The 14,249-nt window shown below is 66.4% G+C and carries 13 protein-coding genes; 5 read left to right on the plus strand and 8 right to left on the minus strand.

Translation table 11 applies throughout. The features are described from left to right. Window positions 1–124: 124 nt before the first annotated feature. On the minus strand, window positions 125–592 hold the full coding sequence (locus G341_RS0102870) for a nitroreductase family deazaflavin-dependent oxidoreductase (RefSeq protein ID WP_018177600.1): 468 nt from the start codon (window positions 590–592) through the stop codon (window positions 125–127). Window positions 593–741: 149 nt separating this feature from the next. Between G341_RS0102870 and gad the strand changes: the two genes are divergently transcribed. After that, complete coding sequence (gene gad, locus G341_RS0102875; protein ID WP_051092608.1) at window positions 742–2,076, plus strand: glutamate decarboxylase; 1,335 nt, start codon at window positions 742–744, stop codon at window positions 2,074–2,076. A 15-nt stretch (window positions 2,077–2,091) separates the two neighbouring features. Here the strand turns inward: gad and G341_RS0102880 are convergent, their stop codons facing one another. After that, a complete protein-coding gene (locus tag G341_RS0102880) occupies window positions 2,092–3,393 on the minus strand; it encodes an ammonium transporter (protein ID WP_026303173.1) in 1,302 nt (433 codons plus the stop codon). 147 nt (window positions 3,394–3,540) lie between these two features. On the opposite strand from G341_RS0102880, the gene htpG reads away from it, so the two are divergent. Then, window positions 3,541–5,481: a molecular chaperone HtpG gene (htpG, locus tag G341_RS0102885; protein ID WP_018177603.1), complete on the plus strand. Its 1,941-nt coding sequence runs from the start codon at window positions 3,541–3,543 to the stop codon at window positions 5,479–5,481. A gap of 21 nt (window positions 5,482–5,502) precedes the next feature. After that, complete coding sequence (locus tag G341_RS0102890) at window positions 5,503–6,279, plus strand: putative protein N(5)-glutamine methyltransferase (protein WP_018177604.1); 777 nt, start codon at window positions 5,503–5,505, stop codon at window positions 6,277–6,279. Window positions 6,280–6,306: 27 nt separating this feature from the next. Here G341_RS0102890 and G341_RS0102895 read toward each other — a convergent pair whose 3' ends face one another. After that, entirely contained in the window at window positions 6,307–7,158 is an 852-nt protein-coding gene (locus tag G341_RS0102895) for a DUF4097 family beta strand repeat-containing protein (RefSeq protein WP_026303174.1), read from the minus strand. Window positions 7,159–7,211: 53 nt separating this feature from the next. Beyond that, a complete protein-coding gene (locus G341_RS0102900; protein ID WP_018177606.1) occupies window positions 7,212–7,724 on the minus strand; it encodes a toxin-antitoxin system HicB family antitoxin in 513 nt (170 codons plus the stop codon). A 105-nt stretch (window positions 7,725–7,829) separates the two neighbouring features. On the opposite strand from G341_RS0102900, the gene G341_RS0102905 reads away from it, so the two are divergent. Then, on the plus strand, window positions 7,830–9,461 hold the full coding sequence (locus G341_RS0102905) for a long-chain fatty acid--CoA ligase (protein WP_026303175.1): 1,632 nt from the start codon (window positions 7,830–7,832) through the stop codon (window positions 9,459–9,461). A gap of 52 nt (window positions 9,462–9,513) precedes the next feature. Here the strand turns inward: G341_RS0102905 and G341_RS0102910 are convergent, their stop codons facing one another. Beyond that, entirely contained in the window at window positions 9,514–10,062 is a 549-nt protein-coding gene (locus G341_RS0102910) for a DUF1990 domain-containing protein (protein WP_018177608.1), read from the minus strand. 68 nt (window positions 10,063–10,130) lie between these two features. Here G341_RS0102910 and G341_RS0102915 point away from each other — a divergent pair, with 68 nt between their 5' ends. After that, on the plus strand, window positions 10,131–10,583 hold the full coding sequence (locus G341_RS0102915) for an SRPBCC family protein (RefSeq protein ID WP_018177609.1): 453 nt from the start codon (window positions 10,131–10,133) through the stop codon (window positions 10,581–10,583). Between the two features lie 6 nt (window positions 10,584–10,589). Here the strand turns inward: G341_RS0102915 and bluB are convergent, their stop codons facing one another. The 3 genes from bluB to G341_RS0102930 form a co-directional block, all read right to left on the minus strand. Then, entirely contained in the window at window positions 10,590–11,255 is a 666-nt protein-coding gene (gene bluB / locus G341_RS0102920) for a 5,6-dimethylbenzimidazole synthase (RefSeq protein WP_018177610.1), read from the minus strand. Window positions 11,256–11,352: 97 nt separating this feature from the next. Beyond that, window positions 11,353–13,545 (minus strand): catalase/peroxidase HPI, encoded by a 2,193-nt coding sequence (gene katG, locus G341_RS0102925; protein WP_026303178.1) that lies wholly within the window; start codon window positions 13,543–13,545, stop codon window positions 11,353–11,355. 51 nt (window positions 13,546–13,596) lie between these two features. Then, window positions 13,597–14,052 (minus strand): Fur family transcriptional regulator, encoded by a 456-nt coding sequence (locus G341_RS0102930; RefSeq protein WP_018177612.1) that lies wholly within the window; start codon window positions 14,050–14,052, stop codon window positions 13,597–13,599. Window positions 14,053–14,249: the final 197 nt, after the last annotated feature.

A 14,249-nucleotide genomic window follows, 5' to 3' on the forward strand; every position in this document is an offset into this window, starting at 1 on the left:
AGATGTCGTCCGAGTTGACGACCTCTCATGGTACGTGGCGGTCGCCCCGATGTGGTGCATTGAATCGCCGCGTCGTCGTCGCGGAGCAGGTGGATGCCGCGCCGGCGGCGGCGATCGCCAAAACCTATGCGGCAGTGAGCAAGAAAAGACGGAGTTCACGACCCACGTTGTCCTGGTACTGCTGATACGCCGGCCATTGGTCAATGGCCTCCGCCCACAGCTGGTCGCGTTCGGCGCCCGTAGCCAGGTGTGATCGCATCTTCGTGGTGACCCCTTTGATGGTCACCTCACAGTCGGGATTGGCGATGAGGTTCTTGGTCCACATCGGATGCTTGTCACCGCCCCAGTTGGAACCGACGAGAATGACGTCGTCGCCGCGCGGTACATAGAGCAGGGTGATGGTCCGGGGTTCACCGGTCTTCCAGCCGCGCACATGCAGCCGCGCCATGGGAACTCCGCCGATGTCGGCCAGCGCCCAGCGTCCGCCGGTGCGCTTGTCGAGGAATCTGTCGAAGGGAACGACGATCGGCCGCAGCTTCTTCAGATGCCGCGAATGACCGACCCGGTCCGCCAGTCGGCGTATGTAGGACATTCGTCCATTTTTCCGTGGTCCTGCGGCAAGACGGCGACCGGGGTAGGACTGTGGGCATGACTGCCGAGCGACCAGCGCGAACATCCATCACCGATCTCTCCGGGGCCGCCGATGACACCTCGACCCTGGCACCCGCCTACACCGGTCGGATGGACATCGATCCGATCCCGGCTCTGCGGCTGCCCGATTCGGAGATGGAGCCGGATGCCGCCTACCGGTTCATCCACGACGAGCTGATGTTCGACGGGAGTTCGCGGCTGAATCTCGCGACCTTCGTCACCACGTGGATGGAGCCGCAGGCCGAGCAGCTCATGGCCGAGACGTTCGACAAGAACATGATCGACAAGGACGAGTACCCGGCGACGTCGGCGATCGAGTCCCGGTGCGTCAGTATGGTCGCCGATCTGTTCCACGCGCCCGACCTGAGTCCGACCGATCCGGCCAGCGCGACCGGCGTCTCGACCATCGGCTCGAGTGAGGCGGTGATGCTCGCCGGGCTGGCCCTGAAATGGCGCTGGCGCGAGCGCAAGGGGCTCGCCGTCGGTGAAGGCAAGCCGAACCTCGTGCTGGGCTCCAACGTTCAGGTCGTGTGGGAGAAGTTCTGTCGGTACTTCGAGGTCGAGCCGCGCTATCTCAACGTGGAGCCGGGGCGCTATGTGATCACGCCGCAGCAGGTGATCGACGCGGCCGACGAGAACACCATCGGGGCGGTGGCGATCCTCGGGACCACCTTCACCGGCGAGCTCGAGCCGGTGCGGGAGATCGCGGAGGCGCTGGACACGCTGGCGGCCGGCGGCGGGCCGGATGTGCCGCTGCATGTCGACGCCGCCAGCGGCGGATTCGTGGTTCCGTTCACCAAGCCGGACCTGCTCTGGGATTTCCGGCTGCCGCGTGTGCATTCGATCAACGTGAGCGGTCACAAGTACGGATTGACCTATCCCGGAATCGGATTCGTCGTCTGGCGCACGAAAGAGTATCTGCCGGAAGATCTGGTGTTTCGCGTCAACTATCTCGGCGGCGACATGCCGACGTTCACGCTGAACTTCTCCCGGCCCGGCAATCAGGTGGTGGGCCAGTATTACAACTTCCTGCGCCTGGGCCGCGCCGGGTACACGAAGGTGATGTCCACGCTGACCGACACCGCGCGGTGGCTGTCCAGTGAGATCGCGAAATTCCCTGAGTTCGAGGTCATCTCGGATGGATCCGCGATCCCGGTGATCGCATTCCAGTTGTCCGGGAACCCGGAGTACTCGGTGTTCGACATCAGCCGGGGCCTACGGTTCCACGGCTGGCAGGTGCCGGGCTACACGATGCCCGCGGACGCCACCGACGTCGCGGTGCTGCGCATCGTCGTGCGCGAGGGATTCTCGTCGGCGATGGCGCGGACCCTGATCGACGACCTGCACACGGTGCTGAGCGTCATCGACGAGCCGGGCGGAATCGAACGACGTCGCGCGAATCCGCCGAAACCGTTCGCCCACTAGGCGATCGGTACTCGATCAGCTGCCGATGAGGCCGCCGCCGCGGGTGCCGGTGAACTCGTAGGCGGTTTCGGCGTGCTCGGCGTCGTCCAGGCCGCCGGACTCGTGGTGGCTGTGGGCGCGCAGCTGCATGGCCGTCTTGAGCACCAGGCCGATGATCGTCGTGACGATGAACGAATAGAGGAGAACGGCGAGCACCGCGACGGCCTGCCGGCCGAGCTGCTCGAATCCGCCGCCGTAGAAGAGACCGTCCACCGCGCGGCCGGTCGACATGCCGGTCGCGGACTTCGTGGCGACCATTCCGATCATCAGGGTGCCGACCACACCGCCGACGAGGTGCACGCCCACGACATCGAGGGAATCGTCGTAGCCGAACTTAAACTTCACCTCGACCGCCCACGAGCTGACCGCGCCGGCCACCAGCCCGATCAGCAGAGCGCCGAAGGGCGAGACCGCGGCGCAGGACGGGGTGATCGCCACCAGACCCGCGACGACGCCGGAGGCGGCGCCGAACGAGGTGGGCTTGCCGTGCCGAATACGTTCCACGACGAGCCAGCTCGCCATCGAAACCGCGCCCGCACCAAGGGTATTGGCGAGAACCAGGGCGGCGGTGCCGTCGGCCTTCAACGCGGAGCCGGCGTTGAAGCCGAACCAGCCGAACCAGAGCAGGCCGGCGCCGAGCATGACCGACGGCAGGTTGTGCGGACGCATTGCTTCGCGTGGCCAGCCGTAGCGTTTGCCGAGCACCAGCGCCATCGCCAGACCGGCCGCGCCGGAGTTGATCTCGACCGCGGTGCCGCCCGCGAAGTCGATGGCCTTGAGATGGTGCAGGATCCACCCGCCGGGTGCGAAGACCCAGTGCGCCACCGGGAAGTACACCAGCGTGGCCCATAGTCCCGCGAAGATGACCCACGGGATGAACCGCATGCGGTCGGCGACCGCGCCGGCGATCAGTGCCACGGTGACCATCGCGAAACCGGCCTGGAAGGTGACGAACACCAACGCGGGAATCCCGCCGATCACCGGGGTCTCGCCGGCGGCGTTGACGCCGAACATGTGCCGCAGTCCGAAGAACTGCGTCGGATCGCCGAGCAGTCCGCCGCCGACATCGTCGCCGAAGGCCGCGGAGTAACCGAAGACCAGCCACAGCACCCAGACCACGGCGGTCGCGGACATGCACATCATCATCATGTTGAGCACGCCCTTGGCCCGCACCATGCCGCCGTAGAAGAAGGCCAGCGCCGGCGTCATGAGCAGGACCATCGCGGAGCTCACGAGAACCCAGGCCGTGGCAGCAGTGTCTGGATGTCCGAATTGCACGGGTCGACCTCCGGGGTCAATGACGACGGATGGGGCACCCGTCGATGGGGTCCGTCTGACGACGGTCGGAGCGAGTGTAAGGGATGCCCACGTAAACTCTGATCGGCAATCACCCCTTGTGTCCGATCTGAGGAGTTAGCGAAACCGATGGCCGATAACGTCGAAGAGCTGCAGTTCCAGGCAGAAACCCGACAGCTGTTGGATCTGATGATCCACTCGGTGTATTCGAATAAGGACAGCTTCCTGCGGGAGCTCGTGTCGAACGCGTCCGATGCGCTCGACAAGCTCCGGCTGGCCGCTTTCCAGGACAAGGATCTCGACGCCGATACGAGCGACCTGCATATCGAGATCGACATCGACAAGGATGCGCGCACGCTGGTCGTGCGGGACAACGGCATCGGCATGTCTCGTGACGAGGTCGTCGACCTGATCGGCACGCTCGCCAAGTCGGGAACCGCCGAGCTGCGGCAGAAACTGCGGGATGCCAAGGACGCCGCCGCATCCGAGGAACTCATCGGACAGTTCGGCATCGGCTTCTACTCCACGTTCATGGTCGCCGACACCGTCACTCTCACGACGCGGAAGGCGGGGGAGACCACCGGAACCCGGTGGCAGTCGACCGCAGGCGCGACGTACACCATCGAGACGCTCGACGACGCGCCCGCGGGAACGTCGGTCACTCTGCACCTCAAGCCGGCCGACGACGAAGACGCGCTCTACGACTACACCGACGAGCGCAAGATCCGCGAGCTGATCAAGAAGTACTCCGACTTCATCGCCTGGCCGATCCGAATGGAGGTCGAGAAGCGCACCCCGGCCACCGACGACGAACCCGAGCAGGTGACCGTCGAGGCCGAGACCATCAACTCCGGAAAGGCGCTCTGGGCCCGCCCGCGCGATGAGGTCTCGGACGACGAATACAAGGAGTTCTACCGGCATATCGCGCATGCGTGGGACGATCCGCTGGAGATCATCCCGATGCGTGCCGAGGGCACGTTCGAGTATCAGGCGCTGCTGTTCATTCCATCGGCCGCGCCCTTCGACCTGTTCATGCGCGAACGCAAGGCCGGCATCTCGCTGTACGTCAAGCGGGTGTTCATCATGGACGACTGCGAAGAGCTGATGCCGGAATACCTCAGGTTCGTCAAGGGCGTCGTGGATGCACAGGACCTGTCGCTCAACGTGTCTCGCGAGATCCTGCAGCAGGATCGGCAGATCCGTGCGATCCGGCGGCGGCTGACCAAGAAGGTCATCTCCACCATCAAGGATCTGACGACCAGCGCGCCCGACAAATACGCGACGCTCTGGGGCGAGTTCGGCCGCGTGCTCAAGGAGGGCCTGATCTCCGATGGCGACAATCGCGATGCGCTGCTGGAGATCTCGTCGTTCGCGAGCACCCATGACGACGAGAAGCTGACGACACTGCGCGAGTACGTCGAGCGGATGAAAGACGGGCAGACCCAGATCTTCTACGCCACCGGCGAATCCCGGAAGGCGATCGAGAACTCCCCGCATCTGGAGGCGTTCCGCGACAAGGGCTTCGAAGTGCTGCTGCTCACCGATCCGGTCGACGAGGTCTGGGCGACGTCGGTTCCGGAGTTCGATGGGAAGCCGCTGCAGTCGATCGCCAAGGGCGAGGTCGATCTCGACGAACTCGGCAAGTCCGACGACGAGAAGAAGGCGGTCGAGGACCAGCGCGCCGAGCGCGAGAAGGACTTCGCGGATCTGCTGGCGTGGCTCAAAGGCGAGCTGGACGAACAGGTTTCCGACGTTCGCCTATCGACCCGGCTGACCGAGTCGCCGGCCTGCGTCGTCGGCGACAGCTTCAGCATCTCGCCGCAGCTGGAGAAGATGTATCGAGCGTCGGGGCAGGTGCTCCCGACCAGCAAGCGGATCCTGGAGCTGAATCCGGAACATCCGCTGGTCACCGGCCTGCGTACGGCCCACGCCGCCAATGCCGATGATCCGGCGCTGGGGGAGACCGCCGAGCTGATCTACGGGATGGCGGTGCTTGCCGAGGGCGGCGAGCTGGCCGATCCACCGCATTTCGCGAAGCTGCTCGCCAACCGACTCACCCGGACGCTGTAGCCGGACGGCTCCGGGGCAACCGTGGTCGAGGGTCCGGCGGTACAGGCGCGGATCGCCGCGCGGCTGCGGGCGGCCGGCTGCGTGTTCGCTGAGGACGAGGCGAAGATACTGCTCGACAGCGCATCCGGTGACGAGCTGGAGACGTTGATCGCCCGGCGAATCGCGGGCGAACCGCTCGAGATCCTGGTCGGCTGGGCGGAGTTCGCCGGGATCCGCGTCGCGGTGGCCCCGGGGCTCTTCGTACCGCGGCAGCGTTCGGAACTGCTGGTCCGGCTGGCGGTGGCGGCCACACCGGCGGGCGGCACCGTCGCCGACATCTGTTGCGGCACCGGGGCCATCGCCGCGGCGATAGCCCGCCGGCGCCCGGATGCGACTGTGGTCGCCGCCGACCTGGATCCGGATGCGGCCGCCTGCGCCCGTCGCAATCTGCCCGCGTCGGCCCAGGTGTACACGGGAGATCTGTTGGCGCCGTTGCCCCGATCGCTGCGGGGCCGGTTGCCGGTGATCGTCGCCAATGCGCCGTACGTGCCGACCGCCGACATCGCGCTGATGCCGCGGGAGGCACGCGAGTACGAGCGGATGGTCACTCTGGACGGCGGGGCCGACGGCCTGAGCATTCAGCGTCGGGTACTGGCTCAGGCCGTCGACTGGCTGACCGCAGAGGGGACGGTCATCGTGGAAACCTCGCGGCGACAGGCGGATCTGTCGATGGATGCAGCGGACGCGGCCGGGTTGCGCGGGCGGATCGAATACGACGGGGAGTCCGACGCCTGGGCGATGGCGGCGACCCGCCACTGAAACAGCTGCTGCATCGCGGTGCTCCGCTCAGGACACGAGATGGGTGCGGCGAATGAAGATGTCGCCCGCGTAGTTGCGCGCCGTGATGCGCACGGTGCCGGTGGCTTCCTCCGGTCCCGAGGCCGTGTCGAGGCCGTTGCGCACCTCGCCGGAGGCGGCATGGGCGTCGAGCCACGCGGCCGTGCCTTCGTGGATGCCGACGTCGATGCTGCCGGAGGCGGTGGTCAGCGACGCGGTACCGCCCACGGCGTCCTCGATGCGGAGCGAGCCGGAGGCAGTCTTTGCGTTGAGCTCGCCGTCGAGCGAGTCGGCGGTGATGTCGCCCGACGCGCCCTTGACGGTGACGGACCCGCGAACGTCGCCGAAGCTGTTGTTGCCGCTGGCATTCCGGACGTGCACGCGGCCGGCGACGGTGCCGATGTGAACGTCGCCCGAACCCGTCGTGAGGCTGCCCTCGGTGCGGATCTCGTCGATCCGGATGCCGCCGCTCCCGGATTTCACGACGACCCCGTCGACCGACTGGAGCTGCACCCGTCCGGTGCCGGTCTTGTATCGGCAATCGGACAGTCGGCCTGTCGAGTCGATGTCCGCCACGCCGGCGCTCGCGACCACCCGCGAGCCCGTCGGCAGCGTGACGTTCACGGTCACCGAACCGGACAGCAGGCCGAGCAGCTTGCCGCGCGGGGCGCGAACGGTGAGGCGGCCACGGGCGAAGTCGACGGTGGTCTCGTCGGCGGCGCGGATGTCGTGGCGGCTGCCCGGGTTGGTGGGCTCGATGAGAACCTGCGTGTCCGACCGGTCCTCGGCGGTGACGCGGAGATAGCCGACGCCGAGATCGACTGTGGCGGTGATGGGTTCGGGGGTGCTGAATGTGGGCATCGGAACGTCCTTCGGGTTGGGCATCGGGTGGTTGACGGGATGGGTGGATCGGGTCAGCGGACCCAGCCGGTGAACCGCTGACCGGATCCGGGCGGGGGAGTCGGGCCGGTGCCCGGGAGGATCAGCCCCCACTGGGGCCGGCTGACCGCGGTCTCGGCGGCGCGAACCAGCCAGGCATTCACCGAGATCTTCTCGGCGGCCGCAGCCTCCTCGATGCGGCCCTTGAGCGTCTCGCCGAGCCGGAGGTTGATCCGGGTCAGCGGCGAGTCGTCGGGCTCGCTCGCCGGCGCCGACGGGGCGGCCTCCTCGGCGGCGGCCGGCGCCGGCGGCGGAGTGACGACGAACTCGGGCTCGCCGCCGCGCAACCGGACGTCGACCGTTCCCGGCGCGAGGTCGCTGGTGATCTCTTCGGCGGCGCCGGACAGCGCCTCCAGGAGGGTCAGCCGCAGCGCGGATTCGAACGGGACGACGAGCCGCTCGGCGACCGCTCGGGCCTCGTCGCCCTGGGAGGCGGCGGCCGAAAGGAACTGTTCGCGAAGCGGAGTGAGATAACCATCAAGATTCATGGTGTCAGCATGGCACCAAAATGGCACCATCGCAACCATGGGTGGGAACTCGCTGAATTCCCACGTGAGACGCGGTATCGCCGCTAAAGTTCGGGCATGGCGAACATGTTGAGCACGATGCAAGACGAACAGCTGTCCCTGGCCACACTGCTGACCTACGGCACCACGGTCTATTCCGACTCCCAGGTGGTCACCTGGACGGGCGACGGGGTGCGTGGATACTCGTTCGGCGAGCTGGGCCTCGAGGCCGCCCGGCTGGCGAATGCCCTGGTCTCGTTGGGCGTGGAGCAGGGCGACCGGGTCGGCAGCTTCATGTGGAACAACAACGAGCACATGGCCGCGTACACCGGAGTCCCGGCGATGGGCGCGGTGCTGCACACGCTCAACATCCGGCTGTTTCCCGAACAGCTGATCTTCGTGACCAACCATCTCGAGGACAAGGTCATCCTCGTTGATGCCACGGTGGCGCCGCTGCTGGCCGCAGTGCTGCCACAGCTGCGAACGGTCAAGCACATCGTCGTCTGCAACGGCGAGGCGCAGTTCGACGCCCCGGGCGTCACCGTCCATGCATACCGAGACCTGCTCGACGCCCAGCCGACCAGCTACCCCTGGCCGGACATCGACGAGCGCTGGGCGGCGGCCGCCTGCTACACGTCGGGCACCACCGGTGACCCGAAGGGAGTCGTCTATTCGCATCGGTCGATGTGGCTCCACTCGATGCAGGTGTGCACCGGCAACGGGATGAATCTCTCGGAGGCCGACAACACCCTCGCGATCGTCCCGATGTTCCACGCGATGTCGTGGGGACTGCCGCATGCCTCGCTGATGTGCGGGGCGTCGCTGGTGATGCCCGACCGCTTCCTGCAGCCGGAGCCGATCGCCGAAATCCTTGCCTCGCAACGTCCTACGTTTTCGGCGGCCGTGCCGACGATTTGGTTGGGACTGTTGCAGTATCTGGATGCGCACCCGCAGGACATCTCGCACCTGCGCAGCGTGGTCGTCGGTGGATCGGCGGTACCGCCGTCGCTGATGCATGCGTTCGAGGAGCGCTACAACGTGCCGATCCTGCACGCGTGGGGCATGACGGAGACCTCGCCGTTGGCGAGCGTCGCCCTGCCGCCGGTCAAGTCCGAGGGCGCGGAACGCTGGAAGTACCGCTACACGCAGGGTCGGCATCCGGCCAATGTGCGGATGCGGGTCATCGGCGACGACGGCCAGGTGCTGCCGCACGACGGGGAATCCGTCGGCGAGATCGAGGTCCGCGGCGCGTGGATCACCGGTTCGTACTATTCGCCGGATGGCACCGGCATCGACCCGGACAAGTTCCACGACGGCTGGCTGCGGACCGGCGATGTGGGGCATGTCAGCCGCGACGGCTACCTGACCCTCGTCGACCGTTCCAAGGACGTCATCAAGTCGGGCGGCGAGTGGATCTCATCGGTCGATCTCGAGAACGACGTCATGTCGAATCCGGATGTCGCCGAGGCGGCGGTCGTCGGCGTGCCCGACGACAAGTGGGACGAGCGGCCGCTGGTCGCCGTCGTGCGGACTCCCGGCAGCTCGGTCACTGCCGAGGAACTGCGGTCATTCCTGGAGGGCAAGGTCGCCAAATGGCAACTGCCCGAACGCTGGACATTCGTCGACGAGGTGCCCAAGACCAGCGTCGGCAAATTCGACAAGAAGCGTATCCGCGCCCAGTACGCCGATGGCGAGCTGGACGTCGTCACGCTCGGTTAGGGTCGCGCCCGCGTTTGATGCCAGGGCCCGTATTCGAATGCGGGCCCGGGCATCAAACAGTGGCCGCGCGGAGGAACCGGCCCACGAAGAAGTGCTGCATCGGACGCAGCACAGGGAACGCCGCTAGCCACAGGGTGGTCGGCCGCGACACCGAGAACACCTCGAACCGAACCACATCGGTCTCGCGGTCATGCGTGACCACGAATCGCTCCTCGCCGCGCTCGGGGTGGCCGGCGAGGGTGCCGTAGGCGAATCCTCGACGATCGGGCTCATCGATCACATAGACGATGCGGCACGGCGCAACCAGGGGAGTGAATGGCGGAACGCGCTGCTGCACAACCTCTCCCGCGGCAACGCGCGAGGCGCTCACCGTCGGTCGGATCCCCGAGCGGTAGAGCACCTGCCAGGTCAACAGAAGCTCCGATGCGTCGTCGAAGCGCGCACGCCCGTGCCCGATCGCGCGTGATCGTCGCAGGGGCAGGAACCCCGGAATGGCCGCGTCATCGGCGCGGGTCAGCCCCGGATCCGGATATGTGTGCGGTGCCGTCCGCAGCCGGTCGGCGTCCGCGGGTGACAGCAACGGTAGATCGACGATGTCCACGTCGTGAGGCTAGCGCGAAGTGCCGCCTCCGATGGCGAGAAGAGTGATGGCCGTGTTTCGATGGGGGTATGACACAGGAGCACATCATCTCCGCCAGCCGCGACATCGCCGCGGACGCCGCCGTCATCTTCGAGTTGATCGCCGACCCGGCGCAGCAACCACAGTGGGACGGCAACGACAATCTGGCGCAGGCTCAGCCGGGTCAGCGCGTGCATGCCGTCGGGGACGCGTTCCTGATGACGAACACGAATGGCAAGGTCCGCGAGAACCGGATCGTCGAATTCGCGGAGGCGCGCCGGATCGCCTGGCTGCCTTCGGAAGTGGGCGGCACGCCGCCGGGGCATCTGTGGCGGTGGGAGCTGGAGCCGGTCGGCGACGGCAATACCCGGGTGACGCACACTTACGACTGGACCGAGCTCGATCGCACCGACACGATGCGGGTCAATCGGGCGACCGCGACGACGGCCGACAATCTGGCCGCGTCCATCGACCGCCTCGCCGCCATCGCCGAACGGGGCTGAAACGACTCAGTCCCAGCCGTTTTCGGACACGAACTCGGGCAGAGGCCGGGCGGTGGTCCAGTGTTCGATCTCGAGCACTGGCCGCTCCGGAAATTCGGGGACCGGCCCCAGGCAGAGGATCGCGACGGGCTCCGCGTCACCGGGCATCGGCACCACCTCGCACAGCTCGGCCGGTTCGAAGATCGACACCCACCCCATGCCGTAGCCCTCGGCGCGAGCCGCCAGCCACATGTTCTGGATGGCGCAGGACACCGACGCCAGATCCATCTGCGGCAGCGTTCGGCGGCCGAACACGTGCCGTTCCCGTCCTTCGCGTAACGCGACGACGAAGAGCTCGGCGCATTCGCGGACGCCCTCGACCTTGAGCCGCAAGAACTCCGAGTACCGGTCGCCGAGCGCGACGGCCGTGCGTTCGCGTTCGGCGTCGACCACGTCGTAGATGCGGGCCCGCAGCGACGGATCGGTGATCCGGATGAATCGCCACGGCTGCATCAGGCCGACGCTCGGCGCGGAATGCGCCGCGTGCAGCAGCCGGGACAGTGCCTCCGGAGGAACCGCGCCGCCGGAGAAGGTCCGCATGTCGCGGCGTTCCTCGATCGCCCGATACACCGCGCGGATCTCGGTGGGGGAGAACGCCTGGGCGGACGCCGCGCCCTCATCGCTGTCAGTCATCGCCTCCGACCTTACTGTGTCCAATTCGGACTTCCGGCAACGCGAATGGGCCCCACGATCGACATGATCGCGGGGCCCATCTCGGCGTCGGCAGCGTCTACTTCACGTCGAAGCGGTCGGCGTCCATGACCTTGACCCAGGCCTTGACGAAGTCGTTGACGAACTTGCCCTTCGCATCGTCTTCGGCGTAGACCTCGGCCAGCGCCCGCAGCTGCGAGTTGGAACCGAAGACCAGATCGACGCGGCTGGCCGTCCACTTCTGCTCGCCCGTGCTGCGGTCGGTGCCGATGTAGACGTTCTCGTCGCTCGGCGAGGGCGCCCACTGGGTGCCCATGTCGAGCAGGTTGGCGAAGAAGTCATTCGTCAACGCGCCTGGCGTCTGGGTGAAGACGCCCTCGGTGGCCTTCTTGTAGTTGGCGCCGACCACGCGCAGACCGCCGACGAGCACGGTCATCTCCGGAGCGCTGAGGGTGAGCAAGTTGGCCTTGTCGACGAGTAGATACTCGGCAGGCAGTGGTGCGGCCTTGCCTACGTAGTTGCGAAAGCCGTCGGCGACTGGTTCGAGATATTCGAACGATTCGACGTCGGTCAGCTCTTGGGTGGCATCGCCGCGGCCCGGAGTGAACGGGACGGTCACGTCGGTGCCTGCGGCCTTGGCCGCTTGCTCGACGCCGACACTGCCGGCGAGGACCACCACGTCCGCGAACGACACCTTCGGGTCACCCGCATTGTTGAACGACTCCTGTACCGCCTCGAGTGCCTTGATGACGGGGGCGAGTTCGTCGGGCTCGTTGACGTCCCACCCGTTCTGCGGTTCGAGCCGGATCCGGCCGCCGTTCGCACCGCCACGCATGTCACTGCCGCGATAGGACGAGGCGGCGGCCCAGGCGACTGAAACAAGTTGCGCCACCGAGAGTCCGGCGTCAGCGATGCGCTTCTTCAGGTCGGCGATATCCGCGTCGCCGATGGTGCTCGCGGTCTCGGCGGGGATCGGATCCTGCCAGTCGAGAACCTCGGCTGGAACCTCGGGGCCAAGGTAGCGACTGCGCGGCCCCATATCGCGGTGCGTGAGCTTATACCAGGCCCTGGCGAAAGCATCCGCCAACGCTGCTGGATCTTCGAGGAACCGGCGCGAGATCTTTTCGTAGGCCGGATCGAATCTAAGCGAGAGATCGGTCGTCAGCATGCCCGGAGGACGGGTGCCGTTGCCGTCCGCCTCGGGAACGGCATCCTTGCCGTTCCAATTCTTCGGAGTCCACTGATTGGCGCCGGCGGGGCTCTGGGTCAGCTCCCATTCATGGCCGAAAAGGATCTCAAAGAAGCTGTTATCCCAGGTGGTCGGCGTGTTGGTCCACGTCACCTCGAGTCCTGACGTGATCGCGTCCCGGCCGACACCGGAAGCGAAACTGCTCTTCCAGCCGAGCCCCTGCTGCTCGATCGTGCCGCCTTCGGGTTCGGCGCCGACGCTCTCTGCGGGACCCGCACCGTGCGTCTTGCCGAAGGTGTGGCCACCCGCGATCAGGGCGACGGTCTCCTCGTCGTTCATCGCCATTCGCGCAAAGGTCTCGCGAATGTCGACGGCCGCGGCGAGCGGGTCCGGAGTGCCGTTGGGACCTTCGGGATTGACGTAGATGAGGCCCATCTGCACCGCGGCGAGCGGATTATCCAGCTTGCGTTCACCGGTGTAGCGTTCGTCGCCCAGCCAGGTCGCTTCCTTACCCCAGAAGACGTCCTCTTCCGGCTCCCACTTGTCGGTGCGGCCGCCGGCGAAACCGAAAGTTTTGAAACCCATGTCCTCGAGTGCGACATTGCCGGTGAGGACCAGCAGGTCGGCCCACGACAGGCTCTGACCGTACTTCCGTTTCACGGGCCAGAGCAGCCGGCGGGCCTTGTCGAGATTTCCGTTGTCGGGCCAGCTGTTCAGCGGCGCAAAACGCTGCATGCCGTGCCCGGCGCCGCCGCGGCCATCTTGGACACGGTAGGTGCCGGCCGAATGCCATGCCATGCGGATGAAGAGCGGGCCGTAATTGCCGAAGTCTGCCGGCCACCAATCCTGCGAATCGGTGAGGACTGCACTGATGTCCGCCTTGACTGCGGCCAGGTCGAGCGAATTGAACGCCGCCGCGTAGTCGAAATCCGCCGGCTGCGGATTGCCGACATCGGGATTCTGGGCCAGCAGTTTCAGGTTGATCTGGTTGGGCCACCAATCGCGGTTTCCGCCGCCTTCGGTGGGGGACTTGATGTCGTGCGCTACCGGGCAGCCACCTGCCACCACATTGTCTTCAGACACGAGATTCCTTCCAGGAGTGTTCGATTCGGGCTGATGGGGCAATCTTTGGAGTCACGGTTGCGGCTCCGAAGCTTGATGGGACTGGCATGCGGGGCACAGGCCCCAGTAGATGACCTCGGCCTCATCGACCTCATAGCCGTGCGCGTCCGACGCGGCGAGACAGGGGGTTTCGCCAATGGCGCAGTCGACATCTTCGACCGCACCGCAGACCCGGCACACGACGTGGTGGTGGTTGTCGCCGACGCGAGATTCGTAGCGCGCCAACGACCCCGACGGCTGAATGCGCCGCACCAGCCCGGCTTCGGTCAGGGCCCCGAGCACGTCGTACACCGCCTGGCGCGAGACGTCGGGGAGTCCACCGGAGCGCACGGCGCTCACGATCGTGTCGGTATCGGCATGCGGATGTGCATCGACGGCCTGCATGACCGCCAGCCGAGGGCGGGTCACGCGCAGCGCCGCCCGCCGCAACTGCTCGGTGTAGTCGACGGTTTCCTGCACCTCCACCACTATCCCCGCTTTTCTGGATTCAGTCAAGAATATGCCGAAATTAATTGCCGCTCAGGTTCTTCACGGGGCTTCGCCAACCAATCGGCAAATCGAGTGGCGGTCGCACGGCCACCTGAAGCCAGCCTGGCACAAGTCGGGCGGCTCTGTGGCGGGATTTCAACAGGATTCTTACAGGCAAATTGCGGGGCGGGTGGAGC

This window comes from Jongsikchunia kroppenstedtii DSM 45133 (assembly GCF_000380485.1).
GTDB classification, from domain to species: domain Bacteria; phylum Actinomycetota; class Actinomycetes; order Mycobacteriales; family Mycobacteriaceae; genus Jongsikchunia; species Jongsikchunia kroppenstedtii.

Excerpts from the sequence above, each read along its gene's own strand:
- G341_RS0102895 (WP_026303174.1), bottom strand. The coding sequence starts at position 7,158 with ATGCCCACATTCAGCACCCCCGAACCCATCACCGCCACAGTCGATCTC.
- htpG (WP_018177603.1), top strand. The coding sequence starts at position 3,541 with ATGGCCGATAACGTCGAAGAGCTGCAGTTCCAGGCAGAAACCCGACAG.
- bluB (WP_018177610.1), bottom strand. The coding sequence starts at position 11,255 with ATGACTGACAGCGATGAGGGCGCGGCGTCCGCCCAGGCGTTCTCCCCC.
- gad (WP_051092608.1), top strand. The coding sequence starts at position 742 with ATGGACATCGATCCGATCCCGGCTCTGCGGCTGCCCGATTCGGAGATG.
- G341_RS0102900 (WP_018177606.1), bottom strand. The coding sequence starts at position 7,724 with ATGAATCTTGATGGTTATCTCACTCCGCTTCGCGAACAGTTCCTTTCG.
- G341_RS0102915 (WP_018177609.1), top strand. The coding sequence starts at position 10,131 with ATGACACAGGAGCACATCATCTCCGCCAGCCGCGACATCGCCGCGGAC.
- G341_RS0102905 (WP_026303175.1), top strand. The coding sequence starts at position 7,830 with ATGTTGAGCACGATGCAAGACGAACAGCTGTCCCTGGCCACACTGCTG.
- G341_RS0102870 (WP_018177600.1), bottom strand. The coding sequence starts at position 592 with ATGTCCTACATACGCCGACTGGCGGACCGGGTCGGTCATTCGCGGCAT.